The organism is Mesorhizobium sp. M7A.F.Ca.MR.245.00.0.0 (assembly GCF_003997415.1).
Taxonomy (GTDB): Bacteria; Pseudomonadota; Alphaproteobacteria; order Rhizobiales; family Rhizobiaceae; genus Mesorhizobium.
The window spans coordinates 33,227-52,213 of the sequence record NZ_RZTE01000041.1 but is presented as its reverse complement, the minus strand read 5'-3'; the positions used below and the strand labels follow the sequence as shown (position 1 = coordinate 52,213).

22 protein-coding genes and 1 riboswitch are annotated in these 18,987 nt (G+C 62.8%); of the genes, 18 read left to right on the top strand and 4 right to left on the bottom strand.

From position 1 onward, the window contains the following. Positions 1–266: 266 nt before the first annotated feature. Positions 267–974 (bottom strand): hypothetical protein, encoded by a 708-nt coding sequence (locus EOB80_RS28260; RefSeq protein ID WP_127270889.1) that lies wholly within the window; start codon positions 972–974, stop codon positions 267–269. Positions 975–1,012: 38 nt separating this feature from the next. Continuing rightward, positions 1,013–1,183: a hypothetical protein gene (locus tag EOB80_RS34660; protein ID WP_164762750.1), complete on the bottom strand. Its 171-nt coding sequence runs from the start codon at positions 1,181–1,183 to the stop codon at positions 1,013–1,015. Between the two features lie 89 nt (positions 1,184–1,272). Between EOB80_RS34660 and EOB80_RS28255 the strand changes: the two genes are divergently transcribed. The 3 genes from EOB80_RS28255 to EOB80_RS28245 all read left to right on the top strand — a co-directional run bounded on the left by EOB80_RS28255 (position 1,273) and on the right by EOB80_RS28245 (position 4,880). Beyond that, entirely contained in the window at positions 1,273–2,817 is a 1,545-nt protein-coding gene (locus tag EOB80_RS28255) for a glycosyltransferase family 39 protein (RefSeq protein ID WP_127331102.1), read from the top strand. A 132-nt stretch (positions 2,818–2,949) separates the two neighbouring features. Then, on the top strand, positions 2,950–3,468 hold the full coding sequence (gene msrA, locus EOB80_RS28250; RefSeq protein ID WP_127331100.1) for a peptide-methionine (S)-S-oxide reductase MsrA: 519 nt from the start codon (positions 2,950–2,952) through the stop codon (positions 3,466–3,468). Between the two features lie 380 nt (positions 3,469–3,848). Then, entirely contained in the window at positions 3,849–4,880 is a 1,032-nt protein-coding gene (locus EOB80_RS28245; RefSeq protein ID WP_127320036.1) for a formyltransferase family protein, read from the top strand. A gap of 39 nt (positions 4,881–4,919) precedes the next feature. Here the strand turns inward: EOB80_RS28245 and EOB80_RS28240 are convergent, their stop codons facing one another. Continuing rightward, entirely contained in the window at positions 4,920–5,240 is a 321-nt protein-coding gene (locus tag EOB80_RS28240) for a hypothetical protein (RefSeq protein ID WP_127272385.1), read from the bottom strand. A gap of 195 nt (positions 5,241–5,435) precedes the next feature. Beyond that, positions 5,436–5,549: riboswitch (TPP riboswitch) on the top strand. On the opposite strand from EOB80_RS28240, the gene EOB80_RS28235 reads away from it, so the two are divergent. The 7 genes from EOB80_RS28235 (at position 5,540) to EOB80_RS28205 (ending at position 11,073) form a co-directional block, all read left to right on the top strand. After that, the gene (locus EOB80_RS28235) at positions 5,540–6,148 is read left to right on the top strand and encodes a YkoF family thiamine/hydroxymethylpyrimidine-binding protein (protein ID WP_127331098.1); all 609 of its coding nucleotides are present in this window, start codon (positions 5,540–5,542) and stop codon (positions 6,146–6,148) included. (Overlaps the previous riboswitch by 10 nt.) 103 nt (positions 6,149–6,251) lie before the next feature. Continuing rightward, a complete protein-coding gene (locus tag EOB80_RS28230) occupies positions 6,252–7,004 on the top strand; it encodes an ABC transporter permease (protein WP_127331106.1) in 753 nt (250 codons plus the stop codon). Further along, positions 7,001–7,768, top strand: a complete 768-nt coding sequence (locus EOB80_RS28225; protein WP_127331096.1) for an ABC transporter ATP-binding protein — start codon at positions 7,001–7,003, stop codon at positions 7,766–7,768. Before EOB80_RS28230 ends, EOB80_RS28225 begins: the two co-directional genes overlap by 4 nt. Then, positions 7,761–8,780, top strand: coding sequence for an ABC transporter substrate-binding protein (locus EOB80_RS28220; protein ID WP_127268777.1), 1,020 nt, complete (start codon positions 7,761–7,763; stop codon positions 8,778–8,780). The genes EOB80_RS28225 and EOB80_RS28220 overlap by 8 nt, the downstream gene beginning before the upstream one ends. Before the next feature lie 172 nt (positions 8,781–8,952). Continuing rightward, complete coding sequence (locus tag EOB80_RS28215) at positions 8,953–9,648, top strand: isoprenylcysteine carboxylmethyltransferase family protein (protein WP_127331094.1); 696 nt, start codon at positions 8,953–8,955, stop codon at positions 9,646–9,648. Between the two features lie 379 nt (positions 9,649–10,027). After that, positions 10,028–10,636 carry a hypothetical protein gene (locus EOB80_RS28210; protein ID WP_127331092.1) on the top strand — a complete coding sequence of 203 codons (609 nt, stop codon included), beginning with the start codon at positions 10,028–10,030 and terminating at the stop codon, positions 10,634–10,636. A 272-nt stretch (positions 10,637–10,908) separates the two neighbouring features. After that, positions 10,909–11,073, top strand: a complete 165-nt coding sequence (locus EOB80_RS28205) for a DUF3309 family protein (protein ID WP_127331082.1) — start codon at positions 10,909–10,911, stop codon at positions 11,071–11,073. 333 nt (positions 11,074–11,406) lie between these two features. Here EOB80_RS28205 and EOB80_RS28200 read toward each other — a convergent pair whose 3' ends face one another. Continuing rightward, positions 11,407–11,664 carry a hypothetical protein gene (locus EOB80_RS28200; protein WP_127268781.1) on the bottom strand — a complete coding sequence of 86 codons (258 nt, stop codon included), beginning with the start codon at positions 11,662–11,664 and terminating at the stop codon, positions 11,407–11,409. An 84-nt stretch (positions 11,665–11,748) separates the two neighbouring features. On the opposite strand from EOB80_RS28200, the gene EOB80_RS28195 reads away from it, so the two are divergent. The 8 genes from EOB80_RS28195 (at position 11,749) to EOB80_RS28160 (ending at position 18,883) form a co-directional block, all read left to right on the top strand. Further along, positions 11,749–12,018 (top strand): DUF982 domain-containing protein, encoded by a 270-nt coding sequence (locus EOB80_RS28195; protein WP_027035091.1) that lies wholly within the window; start codon positions 11,749–11,751, stop codon positions 12,016–12,018. A gap of 226 nt (positions 12,019–12,244) precedes the next feature. Further along, the gene (locus EOB80_RS28190) at positions 12,245–12,970 is read left to right on the top strand and encodes a GntR family transcriptional regulator (protein ID WP_127322871.1); all 726 of its coding nucleotides are present in this window, start codon (positions 12,245–12,247) and stop codon (positions 12,968–12,970) included. A gap of 3 nt (positions 12,971–12,973) precedes the next feature. Then, positions 12,974–14,014, top strand: a complete 1,041-nt coding sequence (locus tag EOB80_RS28185; RefSeq protein WP_127331080.1) for an ADP-ribosylglycohydrolase family protein — start codon at positions 12,974–12,976, stop codon at positions 14,012–14,014. Beyond that, on the top strand, positions 14,011–14,982 hold the full coding sequence (locus EOB80_RS28180; RefSeq protein ID WP_127331078.1) for a PfkB family carbohydrate kinase: 972 nt from the start codon (positions 14,011–14,013) through the stop codon (positions 14,980–14,982). Before EOB80_RS28185 ends, EOB80_RS28180 begins: the two co-directional genes overlap by 4 nt. Positions 14,983–15,040: 58 nt before the next feature. Next, positions 15,041–16,102, top strand: a complete 1,062-nt coding sequence (locus tag EOB80_RS28175; protein WP_127331076.1) for an ABC transporter substrate-binding protein — start codon at positions 15,041–15,043, stop codon at positions 16,100–16,102. A 65-nt stretch (positions 16,103–16,167) separates the two neighbouring features. After that, positions 16,168–17,031 (top strand): ABC transporter permease, encoded by an 864-nt coding sequence (locus EOB80_RS28170; RefSeq protein WP_127331074.1) that lies wholly within the window; start codon positions 16,168–16,170, stop codon positions 17,029–17,031. Further along, positions 17,031–17,819, top strand: coding sequence for an ABC transporter permease (locus tag EOB80_RS28165; protein ID WP_127331072.1), 789 nt, complete (start codon positions 17,031–17,033; stop codon positions 17,817–17,819). The genes EOB80_RS28170 and EOB80_RS28165 overlap by 1 nt, the downstream gene beginning before the upstream one ends. Then, positions 17,819–18,883: an ABC transporter ATP-binding protein gene (locus EOB80_RS28160; RefSeq protein ID WP_127317865.1), complete on the top strand. Its 1,065-nt coding sequence runs from the start codon at positions 17,819–17,821 to the stop codon at positions 18,881–18,883. The genes EOB80_RS28165 and EOB80_RS28160 overlap by 1 nt, the downstream gene beginning before the upstream one ends. The last annotated feature ends 104 nt before the right edge of the window (positions 18,884–18,987 follow it).

Below are 18,987 nucleotides of genomic sequence, written 5' to 3'. Positions count from 1 at the left end.
CCGGCCTGCCGATGCCCGATCCCGCCGACGACACCACCACGCTGGCGGCCGCCTTCCTGATCGGCGTCTGCGCCATGTGGATTTCGGACGTCCTGTTCGAGTTCGTGGTGCGGAGAGTCAGCCGCGCGCGGGACGAATAGCTGGTGCGGCGGCGATTGCTTGGCGGAATTGCCGAGGCACGTTTCCCGCGGCATCGAACCATCGAAGACAACCCAAAATAGCCCGTTCCGGTTCGCCGGGCGGGCCATTTTTGCGTTTTGGCCTGATCAAGCCAGAATGTTGACCGCGCGTGCCGCGACCAGCGCGATGGTCAGCAGCGAGATCATGGCCTCGGCCATCATCAGCAGCTTGGCGCGCTGGGAGAGTGGCAAGGTATCGGTCGGCGAAAATGCGGTCGCATTGGTGAAGGCGAGGAAGAAATAATCGACGAAGCCGGGCAGCCAATCTCGAAGCTCACGGTCGTTCAACGTCATCTGCGCGAACAGGAAATCGGCCTGTGCGAGCTTGACGAGGCCGCAGGTCGGCGGACCGCCGCGGTCGGTGCTCCAGAACCACAAGGCAAAAACGATGACGTTGGTGACCCAGATGTTGAGCGCGTCGATCAGCAGCGTCGTACCGCTACTGCCGGCATGGCCCTCCAGCAAGGCACGCACCAGCAGGACCAGCGAACCGCAATTGATGATGCTGATGATGGCGGTCATGGTCAGGGCCGTTCTGCGGATCATGACCCGAAACTGGCCGATCGCATGCCACTCGTGGTCCTCGACCGCCTTTCGGGTGGCGGCCTGCGTCCAGGCGGTGGCCACCGACAAGGGCAGCAGCAGGGCCGCCTCCAGCGCGGGCGCCACCCAGCGCGGCCCGAATGAGAGATTGTTGATGACCAGAAGCTGCAGGCAGATGATGACGAGAACGGCCGCCCGGGCCATCCAGAAATCGAGCGCACGGTAGTGAATGACGGCATGGTGGTGGCGCATTTTTCAAATCCTGGATGCTTTTTGGGGACGGTAACCGGTCAGGCGTAGGCGACGCCTGCCGCGATCACGCCCAAGGCGCCATGCCCGGCATGTTCAGGGTGCTGCGGGATGGCGTGTTCCATTGTTGTCTTGCTGGCATGTGATGACGGGAGAGGCGGCATGGTGGCGCGAAACTCTGCCTCAATCTTGGTTTTGCCATGGTCGGCCAAGTATACATTTTCGTAAGCTTCAAGTTCTGGGCTGTTCGTAAAACCGTCCGGTGTGATTTATCCACCGCATGACGCGAATCGACGAACCCATGAACGGTTGGCTGCCGGTCGGCAGTTCTGTTCCAGGCGACTGGTGGCAGTCGTCGATCTGGCCGGGGCTGACGCGCTATCCAGAAGCCGCCCTGGCGCTTTTATGCCTGACGCAGATCCTGTGCTGGACCGTGGTGCCGGCGCTTGTCGATGCCGCCCCGCCCGGCGATGTCGTCGAGAGCTTCATGTGGGGCCGCGAATGGGTGCTTTTGACCTATAAGCATCCGCAGCTCCCCGGCTGGCTGCTCGAGATCAGCCATCTTCTGACCGGATCGTTCCGCTGGCCGCAATATCTGCTCGCCCAGCTTGTCGTCTCGGCGACCTTCGTCTTCGTCTACCTGCTGGCCCGCGACATGCTCGGGAGAACCCGCGCGCTGGCCGCCGTGCTTTTGATGCCGTCATTGTATTTCTTCGGCTGGCCGACACCGCAGTTCAATCATGATTACGCGCAGATGCCCTTCTGGGCCGCAATCTGCTGGCTGCTGTGGCGTGCGGGCCGTAGCGGTGGGCCGGGCTGGTGGCTGGCGCTCGGATTGGTGTCGGGCGTCGGGCTCTATGCCAAGTTTTCCACCGGGCTGCTGTTGCTCTTCGGGGCGATCTGGCTGTTGTCGGACACGCGGGCACGCAATCGGCTCGCCACGCCCTGGCCCTGGCTTGGGCTCGCGGTTTTCCTCGCCGTTGCCGCGCCACTGGCCATCCAGCTCTACCGCATCGATTTCCTGCCGCTGACCTATGTCGCCGGCCGCGATGAATGGGTGCTGGTCCACCGCGCCCGCCTTTACTATATCGGTGTCCAAATGGCGGGGCTCTGCGGCCTATTGCTGGTGCTGTCGATATCGGGGCTGTTGCGGCGTTCGCCCGCGCCGGAACAGCCCATTGAGCGCGGCGCGCTGGCCTATCTCGTGTGGATGGGGCTTGGTCCGGCGGTGCTTGTCATGGTGGCCTCGCTGTTTACCGGCGCCGGCGAGGCGTGGGGCGCGCCGATGTACAATCTGGTCGGCGTTGTGGCGATCGCCTTGCTGGGTCACCGGCTTGGCGCCGTCGAACTGCGACGGCTGGCGATCTGCGCGTTCGCCTGCATCCTCGGCATGTCCGGTGCCTATGCGGGCATCCGCTGGACGAGTTGCAATTTGCGCGGGCGCATGGATGCCGTCTGCTGGCCAGCGCGGCAGATTTCGGACGAAGCCGAGGCGGTCTGGCACGCGGCGGTGCCCGGTCGGCTCGACATCGTCGGCGGCGATACCCGTATCGCGTTGCTGGCGGGCCTCAACGCCTATGACAAGCCGTCGATCTTCACAGACCTCGACATGCGGCTCGCCCCCTGGATCACCAGCCAGCGGCTGCGCGATCACGGTATGCTTCTGGTCTGGCCCGGGAGCGGCGTGCCACCGCGGCTGCTGGCGTGGCTGGGAAACATCCCGGTCAAGACCGTTCTTTTCGACTGGTCGCTCAGGGCACCACCGGTGGCGATCAGCTTTGCCGCCATTCCGCCTGGCATGAAGCTACCGGGTTTGATCGACAGCCTCGCCCAACCGAGCAATTGAGGTAGATCCACCGCGTCCGCTGGACGAAGCAGGTGACAATGCCCATTTATGGCGAGACCACTTGCTTTCACGCAATTCCAGACGGAAAACCGCTACACACTTTTCCTGGAATTGCTTTTGAGGAGACGTGACATGGCGACTTCGACCGAACGTGCAGTCCTTGCCGGCGGCTGTTTCTGGGGCATGCAGGATTTGATACGGCGCTATCCCGGCGTCATCTCCACCCGTGTCGGCTACAGCGGCGGCGACGTGCCCAACGCCACCTACCGCAACCACGCCACCCACGCCGAAGCCATCGAGATCAATTTCGATCCGGCCATCATAAGCTATCGCACGCTGCTGGAACGCTTTTTCCAGATCCACGATCCGACGACCCGCAACCGCCAGGGCAACGATGTCGGGACGAGTTATCGCTCGGCGATCTATTACACCAGCGACGAACAGAAGCGCGTCGCCGAGGACACCATCGCCGATGTCGATGCCTCGGGCCTGTGGCCGGGCAGGGTCGTCACCGAGGTCGCACCCGTTGGTCCGTTCTGGGAAGCCGAGCCCGAGCATCAGGATTATCTGGAGAAATATCCCAACGGATACACCTGCCACTTCGTCAGGCCAGGCTGGAAGCTGCCGGTTCGCGAGACGGCGGTTTCGTAGATTCGCAACTGCGATTTGCCCTGCATTGCTGCTCGACGGTGTCGTCGAGCAGGTCATCGCATCCAAACCCCTTTCAGTCAGCGCACCGTGTCGCGTCGGCCATTGAGCTTTCACAACGTCCGAGCGCTCTTCGAACGCCTTCGTCAACGGCGAATGCGGATGCGGTAGGCAAACACGGTCAGGTGGTTGACAGCCTGCCGTATCGCGGTCCAATTGCGCAGGAAGAGTTGATTTCGGGAGACGGGCCGTGAAGAAAATCTACGAAAAGCCAGTGTTTGTAAAACGCGAGCGTCTTTCGGTTGTCACTGCCTTGGCATCGCCTTCCACTCAGCCGACCTGACAAGCTCGCCCTGATCTGTCGGCCGTTTGAGCCGCCGAAGATGAGGCCGATCGAATCGACCGATCACTCGGAGCCGATCACAGCCGTTTTTGTCCTCGATATCTCTAACCATACGGGGCCTCTGCTCGCCGGCTGGCTAGAGGCTGGAAATGCAATTGGCGCGATCATCGTGCCTGGGTTCCGGCGTCGTCCCACCGGTTTCAGCATCGGCAATTTCCGGCGAAGGCTGCAACGCAAGCTGCTGCTCAGGCGGTTTATCGGTAACACGCCTGTCAAGTTGATCGAATTTGGCCGCCCTTACGATTGGAATGCGCTTGGTCGCCAATTGTCTGACCTCCGCGCCGATGTGCTGGTCTGCTACACTTTGCCTGTCTTGATCCCTCAAGAGGTTCTTGGCCATTTTTCCAAAGGCGGGGTCAACCTCCACCCGGCGCTGCTCCCCGACTATCGAGGGCCACATCCGACCCAGCGCTTGGCCGTGGACGGCCGGTGTGCGGCTCATGGCGGCGTCACGCTCCACAAGATGTCCGCCGGTTTTGACGAGGGTGACATTCTCGGGCAGGTGCCGTTTTCCGAAGCTGACTGGACCTCGAGAGAAGCCTTGGTCGACAGCACGGCAACCGCTATGCGGATTCTGGTGAGCGAGGCGGTGCCGGCCTACTGCCGGGGGCTGTTGTCAGGAATGCCGCAGCCGAAAGGCGACTTCGTCTGGGCACGGCTTCAGCCCAGCCACCTGATAATCTCGCCGGCCATGTCGGTCGAGCATGTTGTACGGCTATGGCATGTGCTCGGCCTTCTGCCAGGCATCTATCTTGAAATCGGAACGCGCAAAGTCAGACTGGGATTCCAGATCAGAAGGCTGGGGCCTTGCACAGGAAAGGCTCCGGTCAGGCGGTGGGGAACAGTGGAATTCGATCTCGCCAACGGTCGGGTCCTGTATTTTACCTACGGTAGAGTGCTCAAACGGCTGCTCAATTCAAAACACCTGTTTTTGCGCCCGCCCGCCGGAAAACCCGCTCCACAAATCCGGCTGTTCGGCAAAACGAGTGCTGCGGACCAGAGAAACGGATGAAGCCGCTGGGCGATGCCCAGCGGCTTCATCCGTGTGCGGTTACTTGCCACAATTATTATCGTTTACCGTTGGCGCCGTCGCGTTACCATCGGCGTCCGTCTGCGCGCCTTGCGGGTTGGTCGGGCAATTCTGATCCGCGTTCGAATTCATGTCCCCTACCGTGCCAGTCGTGCTGTTGGTCGTGCCCGGGTCGACAGTGTCCGGCTCGACCGTATTCGGTGAAGCCGGCGTGTTCGGCTCAACCGTCACCGATTTGCCGCTGCCGCTTCCATTTGCGTTGTTGCTGCCGGCGCTTTGCGCCATGGCTGACGTGGCCAGACCAATGGTGAGAACCGAAGCTGCGAGGATTTTCATGAACATGGTTTGTCTCCATTTCTGTGAAGTCGTCGCTTGTTTTCTACGAAAGTGATCGCGTTGCGACTGTGGGGACAACCGGTCGCGGCGGCGAAGGTTCCCGACAAAATTCCGCTCAGGCGCACCGTGACTGGCGCAATGCTTTTGGCGCAGTGCTCTGAAAAAACGGCTTTCCCTTGAACTCCAATGATGCTTTAAGGCGCACATCCACAGGGGTGCTCCGTACGGTCGGGGCTGAGACGGGGGCGGCAAGCCCACAGACCCTAGAAGCTGATCTGGGTAATACCAGCGGAGCGAGGCGGGCGATGTTTTCAGGCGCACAGATTTCCCTATACCCCATGACCGACGAATTCGTCGGTGTCATTCTTGGCGCGCTCGGTGCGCTCGATCCCTGGCGCGACAAGCTCAGGATCGAGACCGACGACATCTCGACCTTGCTGGTCGGGCCGCCCGAAGTGCTGTTTCCCGCCATGCGCGACCTCTTCGTGGCGGCGGCACGCAGCGGCAAACATTGCGTGTTGTCGGCCGCCATCTCGCGCGGGTGCCCTGGCGAGCCGGATGACCCGATCTGCCGCTCCGATGCACTTGGCGGGCCTGTCGGGCCACTCGGCCCGCGCAAGGATGCGGCCATCGCGGCGGTGCGCAATGCTGCTGCCACCGGCCAGTCGGCGGCGGCGCAGTTCTCGCTCTATGTGATGGGCACCGACGACCACATGGACGAGATCTACGGCTGCATCGATTTTCTCAAGCAGTCCGGCGTCTATGAGCGTTCCAAGCATTTCTGCACGAAACTGCGCGGTGATGCCGGTGCGATCTTTTCGGCGCTGGACGAGGCCTTCTGCCGCTTCGGACCAGGCGCCGGCCACGTAACCCTCGACGTCACGGTCTCGGCCAACAGCCCGTCGGCTGTCTGAGCCAGCCGCGCTTTCGCGCTGCCGTCAAAGGTTGTCTCCCGTGGCCACATCATCAGTCGCTTCGCGCCCGATCGCGAGCCTTCTTGTCAAGGCAATGCCGGCCATGATCTCGGTCGGTTTGCTCCTGCTGGCGTGGGAGCTTTATGCCACCTATTCCGGCATCAGGCCGACGACACTGCCGGCGCCGTCGCGCGTTTTCGAGCAAGCGCTGCTCAATCGCCAGGCGCTGGCCGACAACGCCATTCCGACCATCGGCGCCACGCTGCTCGGCTTCTCCTGTTCGCTCAGCGCTGCCTTCGTGCTGTCGATGCTGGTCGACTTCTTCCAGCCGCTGCGGCGTGCGCTGTTTCCTGTCTTAATCGTCAGCCAGACCTTGCCGCTGGTGGCGATCGCGCCGCTGGTGGTGCTGTGGTTCGGCTTCGGGCTGGCGCCCAAGATCATGCTGGTGGCGCTGGTTACCTTCTTTCCAATGCTGGTTGCATTGGTCGAGGGTTATGAGTCGACCGAGGCCGAGATCGGGCAAATGCTGCGCGCCATGGGAGCAGGGCGCTGGCGCATCTTCGTGCTGGCACGGCTGCCTTCGGCGCTGCCCTATTTCTTCGCTGGTTTGAGGATCTCCATCACCTACGCCGTGGTCGGCGCGATCTTCGCCGAATATGCGGGGGCCGCGAAGGGGCTGGGCATCTACATGCTCAACGCCAAGAACAATTTCCGTCCTGACCTGGTTCTTGCCGCCGTCGGAGTGAGCGCTGCCCTGACCCTTGTCCTGTTCGGGTTGACTGTACTGCTGCAGCGCCTTGCGATGCCCTGGGAGCGGGCCGGCAAGGAAACCCCCGGGAAGGGGCCCTGGCGATGAGCCGGCTCGAACTGCGGTATGTGCGCAAGGCGTTCGGTGGGCTCGACGTGCTGGCCGATATTTCGCTTAGCGTCGGCGCTGGTGAATTCGTCTCGATCCTTGGACCCTCGGGCGCCGGCAAATCGACACTCTTCCAGCTTCTGACCGGCGCCGAGCATGGCGAGGGCGAGATGTTGTTCGACGGCGCGCCGCTCGACGACCACGGCAGGCATTTCGCTTTCATGCCGCAGCGTGACGCGCTGATGCCGTGGCGGCGCATCCTCGACAACGCGACGCTCGGGCTCGAAGTGCAAGGCATGAGGAGACAGGCGGCGCGGGCGCGCGTTGCGCCATTGTTTGCCGAATTCGGGCTTGCCGGCTTCGAGCGGCATTTTCCAGCGCAACTGTCCGGCGGTATGCGCCAGCGCGCGGCCTTGCTGCGCACGGTGGTGCAGCAACGCGACATGCTTTTGCTCGACGAGCCGTTCGGCGCGCTCGACGCGCTGACCCGCACGGCCATGCAGCGCTGGCTGGAACAGATGTGGCGGCATCATCGCTGGACGGCGCTCCTGATCACCCATGACGTGCGCGAAGCCGTGTTCCTGTCCGACCGCATCTATGTGCTGTCGGCGCGCCCGGCCCGCATCGTGCGTGAAATCAAGGTGCCGCTGCCGCGCCCGCGCAGCCTTGGCGGCGATGCCGCGCGCCAGGCAAGTACGCTCGAGGCCGAGATTCTCGACATCATCCTCAACGCCACCCCATCCAAAGGACACGATCATGACTGACTTGACGCGCCGGCAGGCCTTGTTGCTGACCCTTGCCACAGGCCTTCCGCTCGTTGCCGGATCGGGGCGAGCCCAAGCACAATCGGCACAAAAGGTCACCGTTGCCCTCGACTGGACTGTCAACACCAACCACATCGGACTGTTCGTCGCCCGCGACAAGGGCTTCTATCGCGAGGCCGGGCTCGAGGTCGACATCCTGCCTTACAGCGATACCGGTGCGGGCACGCTGGTTGCAAATCGCGTCGCCGATTTCGGCATCAACGGCACCATCAGCCTGTTCACCCAGAGAACCGCCGGAGCGGACCTGAAGGGCGTCTATGCGGTGGTGCAATCGGAAACCGGCCGCGTGGTCTTCAATGCGGCCCGCAGCGAGATCGTAAGCCCGAGAAACCTCGACGGCCTGACCTATGGCGGCTTCGGCAGCGCCTGGGAAAACGCCCTGATATCGACCATCATCCGCCATGATGGCGGCAAGGGCAATTTCGAGACGGTGACGCTCGGCACCTCAGCCTATGAGGCGCTGGCCAATGGTTCGGTCGATTTCACGCTCGAAGTCTCGACCTGGGAGGGTGTCGACGCCGAGCTCAAGGGCGTCAAACAACGCAGCTTCGTCTATGCCGATTACGGCGTGCCTGACGAGCACACGACACTGATCTCTTCGAGCGAAGCCTATCTTCAGGCAAACCCCAAGCCTGCGGCCGCCTTTGTCCAGGCGACGCGGCGCGGCTACCAGTTCGCGGTCGATCACCCCGAAGATGCGGCAGCCCTGCTGATCGCGGCCAACAAGGATGCGTTGACCAATCCGGCGCTGATCCACGCCTCACTGAAGGCGCTGATCGACGGCCATTATCTGCGCAGCCAAAGCGGCGCCATCGGGACGATGGATCCGGCCAAGATGGGAGCGATCGGCGGCTATCTCTTCGCGTCCGGCATTTTGCGTGATGCCGACGGCAAGCTGGTTGCTCAACGCCCGGATTTCGGGAGCTATTTCCGCAACGACTATCTGAGCTAGTCTGGCATAATCAAATGAGATGGGTCGCCAGTCTTTCTGGGCGACCGCGTGGAGCAGGTCGTCTGGGAGTGGCGCCCTGGCTCCCCGACAGCCAGTTTAATGCCGATCTGATCTTGTTGATTAACTGCCCGGCAATGGTTGCGTGCAAAGGTCGCCCTGAGGGATCATTGGGGTGTTTGCATTGCTCATATCAAAAAGCGAGGCGCTTTCGCACATCAGTGACGGCAGGATTTTGTCCGCAGCCCGAACGCGCGAAATCCTGGTGGATTTGCGCGAAGGTTTCTTTCGGATCTGCGCGCTGGCCTTCGCGGGCATGTTCGTCTACCGCGGCGTATCTCACCTGATGCTCGACCCGACCCGCATCAATGTGGCGCTGGTGGCAATTTCCGAGATCCTGACCTTTACCTGGCTGCTTCTGTCGCGGCGACCGCAGGTACGCGACTGGAACCCGCTGACGGTGGTTGTTTCGGTGGTCGCCAGCTTCGGTGTCGGCTTCATCGACCTGGAACCGGGCGTGGCCATCATCCCGATCTATGCCGCCGCGCCGCTGCAAGTCCTGGCGTTGGGGTTCGTGATCTGGGGGAAGATATCGCTAGGGCGTTCTTTCGCCATTCTGCCGGGCAATCGCGGCGTGATGACCGACGGTGCCTACCGCCTGGTGCGGCACCCGATCTATGCCGGATACCTTGCCGGTCATGTCCTGTTCCTGCTGTCGGCCTTTTCCTTCTACAATCTTGCTGTCTACGCCGCGATCACCTTCTTCCAGGTTCATCGCATCCTGCGCGAAGAGGCGCTGTTAGCCGCGACGCCGGAATACCGGGACTATATGAAGCGCGTCCACTACAGGCTGTTCTACGGGATCGTCTGACAAGCGGGCCAGCGCAGAATCGTTCGGCCTGCACTCACGCTTGCACTCTCTCGCTCCCGCATCCGCCGACAGACTCTGGCCACTTGCAATCATCGTGGCGGTCTTGCTGATCTTGCGAGAGGCTCATGCGCTGTCCGGTGTACGGCCTCGCAGTAAGACGAGCAGAGTAACGCCCGATCATCAATGGTCTTACGCACTGTTAGTGTAAAGAGAAATTATTCCAACTTTATTACAATTTTATTTCAGAAATTTTTTTGATGTATACCACGCTTCAGGCTCAGTATTCTTTCTCTGAAACTGAAATTCACCACCTCGCGTAGTTGATCTTGCAATCGGCCTCTCGCCAATTGCTTTAGCGCAACGACAACAGGAGAGTGTTATGGCTCACACCATCAAGACAGTCGCCAACATGTTGGCGGGTAGTGCGGTAATCTTAGCCCTTTCCCTGCCCGCCAATGCTGCGGGAATCGGCCTTGGCGTTGGTGCCTCGGTGGGTGGTAGCGGCGGCGTCAATGCCGGCGTCGGGGCTTCCGTTGGCGGCAGTGGCGGCATCAGCGCCGGAGTGGGCGCCTCGGTGGGCGGCAGCGGTGGTGTAAAGGCCGGGGCCGGTGCCAATGTCGGCGGCTCGAGCGGTGTCAATGCTGGTCTCGGCGCTTCGGTCGGCGGCAGCAATGGCATCAATGCCGGCGCGGGCGCCAATGTTGGAGGATCTGGCGGCATTGCTGCCGGACTCGGCGCCAATGTGGGCGGGACGAGCGGCGTCGGCGTCGGTGTCGGCGTGGGTATTGGGGGCGGCATCAATCCGTCGAACCCGAGCAATCCGTTCAATCCGTCAAACCCCAGCAGGCCGAGCCTGCCGGGTGTCGTGGCCCAGATGTCGGATAGCAACGTGGCGCGAATGAAGAAGCGCTGCGTCGACGTGCTCGGCAGCGAAGGCGCTTACGACCGCGACCTACGGCAACTCTGCCTCCTGATCGCGCGCCGCTGATGCTGGAGGTGCCGGGACTGGAGGTGCCGAACCGGCCCTGAGGCTCGGCCGCACGTTCCTGGCCTCCGGCTGGTCGGAAGGCCCGCCACACTGGCGGGCTTTCCGCGTTCATTGGCGTGCCGGTATCAAAGTTCTGGCTTCCATCACGTTGGATGGCCGTTTCCGTTGCCACGATCGCACGGAGCGGTAGAGCCTTGGGAACGTTCTCGTCTTCGAACATCGCGGCCGCGATGTTCGACCCAATGCGTCAGCACTAACGGGAGCTGAAAGCCATGAGCCTTGGAACCATACTGATCATCATTCTTATCCTTGCGCTGCTTGGCGGCTTCAGCGGCCTCGGCGGCGGTCCTTTTTATGGCACCGGCTATTATGGCGGCGGCGGCCTCGGGCTCGTGCTGCTCATCGTCATCGTGCTTGTCATGCTCGGGCGCATCTAGCCAGGCCCGCCCGGTTGTCGCCGACAGATCGCAATCTCGTGAGCGCCCCCAATGTCGGCGCGCACCGGATTGTGATGCAGGCAAGCCGGCTTGTGATCCTGCACTCTGCAAAACTTTCGTATGGTCATTGCGGTCCACACCCCCCCCGTGGAAACAAGAGGAGAGGGTCCCACCCCTTGTCCTCCTCCAAGGCCCGCTCCGGTTCACCGTGGCGGGCTTTTGCTTGATGGGCGAGGAACCGGCTTGCATCAAGCTTCAAGGAGAGGCGGGTGTTTTCTGAGAAGTCCCCGTTCTGGCTGCGGCATTGAGCGCAGGCCGGATCCTGACGCCAGATTACTCCATGTCAGGTACGTCGCCGCTGACGAAGAGCGTGTTAGGCGGGCCGTATTCGCCTAGCGTCGGATCGGCCTCACGGCTCCAGGCGATGACGCCGGCATGCTTTGCCGCCAGAGCCTTGGCGGTGCGTATAGCGCGGTCTTCGCTTTGCTGGTCGGCGGGTCCAAAGGCGGGGAACAACTCGCCATCCTCACCGCGATCGAAGGCGACCACGACGATCAGCCTGGGATTTTTCTGGCCACTGGAATCGGACATCTTGCACCTTTAGCGCGGAACCTATCACATTGCTCGGGGTTGAAGGCCGCGAATCGATGAATGCCGACTTTGGGGAGTGGCATCGTGCAAGATCAGCGTTTCGATGAGCCGGTCAGGATTGCGCTCGGCCGATCGCGAAACTCGATCTTCAACGTGGAGCGGGTCGCTCAGGCTGCAGACATCCTGCTGAACCGCTGGCCGGTTGCGACCGGGCAAAAGCATATGGTTGCCCGCAAGGTCTGTCTGGCCGTGCTCGAGGGAAAGAAAGAAGTCTCGGCGGCAAGGGCGGCGTTCATCAACGCGGCGATCGAGGCGGACATCCTCGTCGAACCGCGTGAGGTGTCGATCCCGTAGCCTGCCCCGGTGAAATTGAATCAGGATCTGGCTCCATCCCCTTGGATGTGTGCCTCTTTTGGCGACGGCCGACCGGCTTTCGGGGCTATTGACCTGCCTCTCGGCACGCCCTGCACGGTTATTCCGCCCATTCCGCTGCCTTTCGGTCAGTCTTCAGCATCCGTTGACAAGGCATCCGGGCCTCTGTATTGAACAGGATTATACAGGTTCATTGAACAGGTCCCTTATGAAACGGCGCGCGGTTCAATTGTCTCCCGGCACGGGCAAGCCCGAGCAGATCGCCACCGTCCTCGAACATGAGATCCGCTCCGGCGTTCTCGGCTTCGGCGACCGCCTTCAAAGCGAGAACGAACTCGTCCAGCGCTTTTCCGTGAGCCGCAATACGGTCCGCAAGGGCCTCGAGGAACTGTCGAGCCGCGGGCTGATCACGACCAGGGTCGGTATCGGCTCGTTCGTCACCTTCGACGGCAAGCCGGTCGACGACGCGATCGGCTGGTCGCGGGCGCTGGCCGATGCCGGCGCCAATGCCGAGACGCGGACGCTGCGGCTGGAGGTCATCGAAGACCCCGATCTGGCTGCGCTGCTTGGTATCGAAAGCCCGTTCTTCATTGCCGTTGACCGGGTGCGCACCAACGCCAGCGACGGCCATGCGATCTCCATCGAGCGCAGCCGGCTGCCATTGTCCTCCGAGCTTGAGGACGTACCGTTGCGCGGACTGCGCGAGGGCTCGCTGCACCAGACGCTGCGCGCCGCCGGCCTCATTCCCGACCATGGCGAGGAATGGGTCGAGATCGAGATGCTCAATGCCGAGGATGCGGCCATCCTCGGTTGCCCACAAGGCACGCCCTTCCTGCGCGGGCGCCGGTTGACGCGTGCGGCTGACGATCGGCCGATCGAGTATGTCACCAGCCTGCTCAATCCGGCACATTTTGCGCTGCATATGAGGTTCTAAGCGATGTCGGATGCAACCAGCAAGACCATCGATCGCGCCATGGGCGCGCTTGTCGGCGGAGCGCTGGGAGACGCGCTCGGCATGCCGACGCAGCTTTTGTCGCCGGCTCGCATTGCCGAACTCTACGGCCATGTAGAGGATTTCATCGAGCCTTTCGCCGATCATCCGGTGTCGAAGGGCCTGGCCGCCGGAACCATCACCGACGATACCGAACAGGCGCTGCTGCTCGGCCGCATCCTGGTCGAATCCGGCGACCGTTTCGACCACGCGCGCTGGGTCAATGCGCTGCTCGACTGGGAGCGCGAGGTCAAGGCGCGCGGCAGCTATGATCTTTTGGGGCCGTCGACCAAGCGTGCCATCGATGCCATCAACAATGGCGTACCGGCCGAGGAAGCGGGACGCAGCGGCGACACCAATGGCGCGGCCATGCGCATCGCGCCTGTCGGCATCATGATGCCGCTTGAACCGTTGGAGACGTTCGTCGGCAAGGTGGCGGAGACTTGCCGGGCGACGCACAACACCTCGATCGCCATAGCCTCGGCCGCAGCCGTCGCAGCCGCCGTCAGCCGCGGCGTCGCCGGCGGCGGTTGGCGCGATGCTTCGGCCAGCGCGGTCGCGGCGGCGAGGCGAGGGGCGACGCTCGGACATTGGGTCACCGGCGGCGACATCGCCGCGCGCATCGTATGGGCGCAGGACATCGTGCGCGGCAAGGCGATCAGGGATGCGATCCGGCTGATCACCGATCTGGTCGGCACCGGCGTCGCCAGCCAGGAATCCGTTCCGGCTGCCTTCGCCGTGCTGGAAGTCGCCCGTGGCGACCCCTGGCAAGCAGCCATCATCAGCGCCAATCTCGGCGGCGACACCGATACGATCGGCGCCATCGCTGCCGGTATGGCCGGCGCCTGCACCGGCTTTTCCCGATTGCCGCAAGAGCACATCCTCCGGCTTGTCGGCATCGACTTGTCAGAGGTTGGCGCACTCGCCGCCGACCTTGTCGCGGCAAGGGCGGCGAAAGCCGGCTCCAGCAAGGACGCGGCGGCATGAGGGGGCGCCTCGTTCACATCGGCAGTGCCGTGGTCGACTATGTCTACCGCATCGATGCCCTGCCGGCGCCCGGCATGGAAAAGACGGCGTCGAGCTTCGCCCAGGTCGCCGGCGGCGGCTTCAACATGATGGTGGCGGCCAGCCGCACCGGCATGCAGGTGGTGTTCGGCGGCCAGCTCGGCAGCGGGCCGAATGGCGACTTCCTGCGCGCCGCCTTCATGGCCGAGAACATCGCGACACTGACGCCGCCATCGCCCTTGATGGACAGTGGCAATTGCGTCGCCATGATCTCCAGCGACGCCGAACGCACCTTCGTGTCATGGCCAGGTGCGGAGAGCATACTCAGCCTCGAAATGATGGCGCCGGTCGCGGTGGCACCGGGCGATTGGGTGTTCACCTCCGGCTATACGCTGAGCTACCCCAGGAGCCGCGATGCGCTCACCGACTGGATCGAGGCACTGCCGGACGAAACCCCTTTCGTCTTCGATCCGACGCCGATCATCTCGGACATTCCACGCTCCATCCTGTCGCGGGTGCTTGCCCGCACCACATGGCTGAGCTGTAACACGACGGAGGCGGCTGAGATCGCCGGTTCGGGCAATGTCGAGGCTGTCGCTGCACGACTTCTGGTCGACCATTGCCCACGGGCTGCGGGCGTGGTCATCCGCGCCGGCGCGAAGGGTTGCCATATCAGGCTGGCCGATGGCTCAGCGCAGACCATTGCCGGCTTCAAGGTCAACGCCGTCGACACCAATGGCGCCGGCGACACCCATATCGGCGCTTTTGTCAGCGCGTTGGCGCGCGGCACCCCGCCCTTCGAGGCAGCGCGCTATGCCAATGCTGCGGCGGCCATTTCGGTTACCCGCCATGGTGGCTCCTCGGCGCCGACGAACCGCGAAATCCAGACATTCCTGAGCCATGCCGCCGATCCATCGGGAGCAGGCCGGACACAGAAGGCCAATGCATAACAGCTGGAAAAGCCTGACAAGCCCGGGAACCGGGCAAACCCACAGAGAGGAACCAACCATGCGCATGCCTGATTTGACTGCTCTGCTGACGGCGACCGCCGTCTTTACCTCCGCACTTGCGTTCGCCGCCAAGGCCGACGAAGTGCATGTGCTCAACTGGAAGGGTTACGGCGCCGATGAACCGTGGGCCGTCGAGGCTTTCGAAAAGGCGACCGGCAACAAGGTCGTCAACGACTTCTTCAACTCCGAACAGGAAATGCTGACCAAGATCCGGACCAATCCCGGCCTCTATGACGTGGTCATGATCAACGCGGCCTTCAACGACCAGGCGATGGCCGGGAAACTGATCCAGCCGATCGACGTTTCCAAGCTGCCGAACTATGCCGACATCAGCAAGGACAAGGCGGGATCGCCGATGCTCGTCCATGACGGCAAGGTCTATGGCGTGCCGTGGGTATGGGGCCTCACCGCACTCGCCATCAACGAAAAGTCCTTCGACAAGCCACCGACGAGCATCGCCGAAATGTGGGATGCCGCCCACAAGGGCCGCGTCGTCATTCGCGATGATGCCGTTGAAGCGGTGCAGTTCGGCGCCATCGCCACCGGCCAGAACATCAACGACATCAAGGATATGGATGCGGTCAAGACGAAGCTGACCTCGCTGATGCCGCAGATCAAGACCTTCTGGAGCTCGGAAAACGACTGGAACCAGATGGTCGCCTCCAACCAGGTCGACATCGGCACCTATTGGAGCGGCTCGGCCGACCGCGCCAAGACGCATTTCAAGCTGCCGGTCTCGCTGGTGGTGCCGCAGGAAGGTGCCGTTGCCTGGCTCGACGCGTTTTCCATTCCGGTCGGCGCCAAGAACGTCGCCGGCGCCGAGGCCTTCATCAACTACATGATCGACCCGAAATTCTACGTCGAATGGGTCACCAAGGTCGGTGCTCCCGTCTCCGCCAACACCAAGGCGGTGGAAGCGCTGCCCGAGGACGCCTTCAACCGCAAGGTCATGGGTGATCCCGAAGTGGCCAAGCGCATCCAGTTCCAGGCGCCGATCACCGATGCCCAGCGCGAAGCCTATCTGGCGCTCTGGCAGCAGCTTAAGGTCGACGTGAAGTAAGATCACAGCCAGGCCAGCCGGCGGTTCGCGTCGGCTGGTTCTTCCAATCCTGGGAGGAGGGTACCATGGCAGCTGCGACAGCGTCGCGAAGCGGGCTGAGATCGGCATTGCCGCTGCTGGCGCCGGCCTATCTCTGGCTGACGGTGGCGATCTTCCTGCCGCTATCCGCCATGGTCTTCTTCTCGTTCATGACCGAGCTGCCACTGTCGGGAAAGCCGTGGGCGTTCACGCTTGGCAACTATGCCGCCTTCTTCTCGCAGAGCCTCTATCTGACGCTGCTGCTGGCCTCGCTGCGCCTTGGCCTCGAAGTGACGCTGTGGTGCGTCGTCATCGGCTATCCCGCCGCTTACGTGCTGGCCAAGGTGCTGAAGGGGCGCAGCCGCGAGGCGATCTTCCTGCTCGTCATCCTGCCGTTCTGGTCGAATGGGTTGGTGCGCATCTTTTCCTGGGCGATGGTTTTGCGCGAGGGCGGCATTCTCGACACCGCGCTCAACGCGGTGCTGCCGTTCAAGATCAACATCGACCTGATGTATTCCTATCCGGCCGTCATCATCGGGCTGGTGCACTCCTACGTGCCCTACATGGTGCTGACCTGCTACCTGACGCTGCAGGCGATCGACGACTCGCTGGTCGAAGCCGGGCGCTCGCTCGGCGCCTCGCGGCTGCAGGTGCTGAAGCGGGTGATCATCCCGCTGTCGATGCCGGGGTTGGTGGCGGGTGCGGCGCTGATCTTCGTGCCGGTCGTCGGCTCGTTCATGGAACCGCGCATCCTCGGCGGCCGCACCGGCACCTTCTACGGCACGGTCATCGAGGACCAGTTCGTCGCCGTGTTCAACTGGCCGCTCGGTGCGGCGCTCTCCTTCATCCTGCTGGCGGTGGTGCTGGTCATCCTGGCGGTGGCGTCGCCGGTGCTGCGGAGGGCCGCGTGATGACGACGACCCGCATCCTCGAAGGACTCGGCCGCCTCTATATCTGGCTGCTGCTCGCCTTTCTTTATCTGCCGATCTTCATCATGGCGCTGATGTCGTTCAACGTTTCTCCCTTCTACCAATTGCCGTTCGAATGGACGACTGAATGGTATGCTTCGCTGTGGCAGAACGACCAACTGATCGCAGCGACCTGGAACAGCGTCGAGATCGCGGTCATCACCACGATCATCTGCATCGTGCTCGGCTCGGCGGCGTCGCTGGCGCTCTATCGCTACGAATTTCGTGGCAAGAAGTTCCTGCAGGCGCTTTTGTTTCCGCCGATCGCCATACCGTGGCTGATCACCGGCACGGCAATGCTGATTTTCTTCTTCGGCGTCGGTATCGGCCGTGGCCTGCATGCGATCCTGCTCGGCCATGTCGCATTGGCGCTGCCCTATGTCATCGTCGTCGTCTCGGCCCGGCTGCAGACCTTCGCGCCGGAGCTGGAAGAGGCGGCGCGCTCACTAGGCGCCAACCAGTGGCAGGTGACGCGCCGCGTCACGCTGCCCTGGATCATGCCCGGCGTCATCGCCGGCGGGCTGTTCGCGTTTGCCGTTTCGTTCGACCAGTTCGTGGTGTCCTATTTCCTGGCGACGCCGGGCCAGACGACGCTGCCGGTCGAAATCTACGCCGCGATCCGCAAGGGTTTCACGCCCGAGATCAACGCGGTCTCGACCATCATCATTGTCGTGTCGATGGCGCTGATGCTGCTGACGGCGCGGTTCTTCAAATTCGGCGGAGAGAAATAATGGCCGGCGTGCAGGTATCCGATGTCTCGCGCAGCTTTGGCGCGCACAAGGCGCTGGACAACGTCTCCATCGACTTCGCCGATGGCGGCTTCTACGCGCTGCTCGGGCCGTCGGGCAGCGGCAAGACCACGTTGCTGCGGCAGATCGCCGGTTTCGATTTTCCTGACTCGGGTCGCATCACCATCGGCGGCGAGAGCGTCGAGCGGGTGCCCGTCGAGAAGCGTCGTATCGGCATGGTGTTCCAGAACTATGCGCTGTTTCCCAATATGAGCGTCGCCGACAATGTCGCCTTCGGCCTGTCGGTGCGCGGCGAGGCCAGGGCGATCATCGCTACCGAGGTGCAGCGCGCTCTCGATCTGGTGCAGCTTGGCAAGCTCGGTGGCCGCCGGCCGCATCAGCTCTCCGGCGGCCAGCGCCAGCGTGTGGCTCTCGCCCGCGCCATCGTCACCAAGCCGCGCGTGCTGCTGCTCGACGAGCCATTGGGCGCACTCGACAAGGCGTTGCGTGTCGACATGCAGATTGAGCTCAAGCGCATCCAGCGCGAGATCGGCATCACCACCATCTTCGTCACCCACGACCAGGAAGAAGCGCTGACGATGAGTGACCGCATCGGCATATTGCGCGACGGAAGGCTGGTGCAGGAAGGGCCGCCCGAGGAAATTTATGATCGGCCAAAGAGCGAGTTCGCCGCCACCTTCCTCGGCGATGCCAACATCTTTCGCGGCGATACGACGGGCGATGGCATCCGGCTGCCGGACGGCACGGCGATTGCCGCCGGCGCGGGTGCCAAGCTTGCCGCCGGCGCCAAGGCGAGCTGTGCCGTGCGCCCCGAACGCATCCGCATCGCCACGGATGCCGGAGCACCGGATGGCACCGCCAACATGCTCAAGGGGCAGGTTTCCAAGCGCATCTTCGCCGGCAACAACAGCACCTATTTCGTCGAGCGTGGCGGCCAGACGTTGAAGGTGATCGTGCAGAACACGGGTGTCGACAGGCTGGCGGAAGGTCAGGACGTCGTTCTGCGCTGGTCGCCGGAGAGTACGGTGTTGATCGCGGCGGGTTAAGTGGGACTGTGGACGGATGGGATGGTTGGCGTTCCGTGGCGCCCCCTCTGTCCTGCCGGACATCTCCCCCACGAGTGGGGAGATTGGCTTTGATGGCCGGTTTG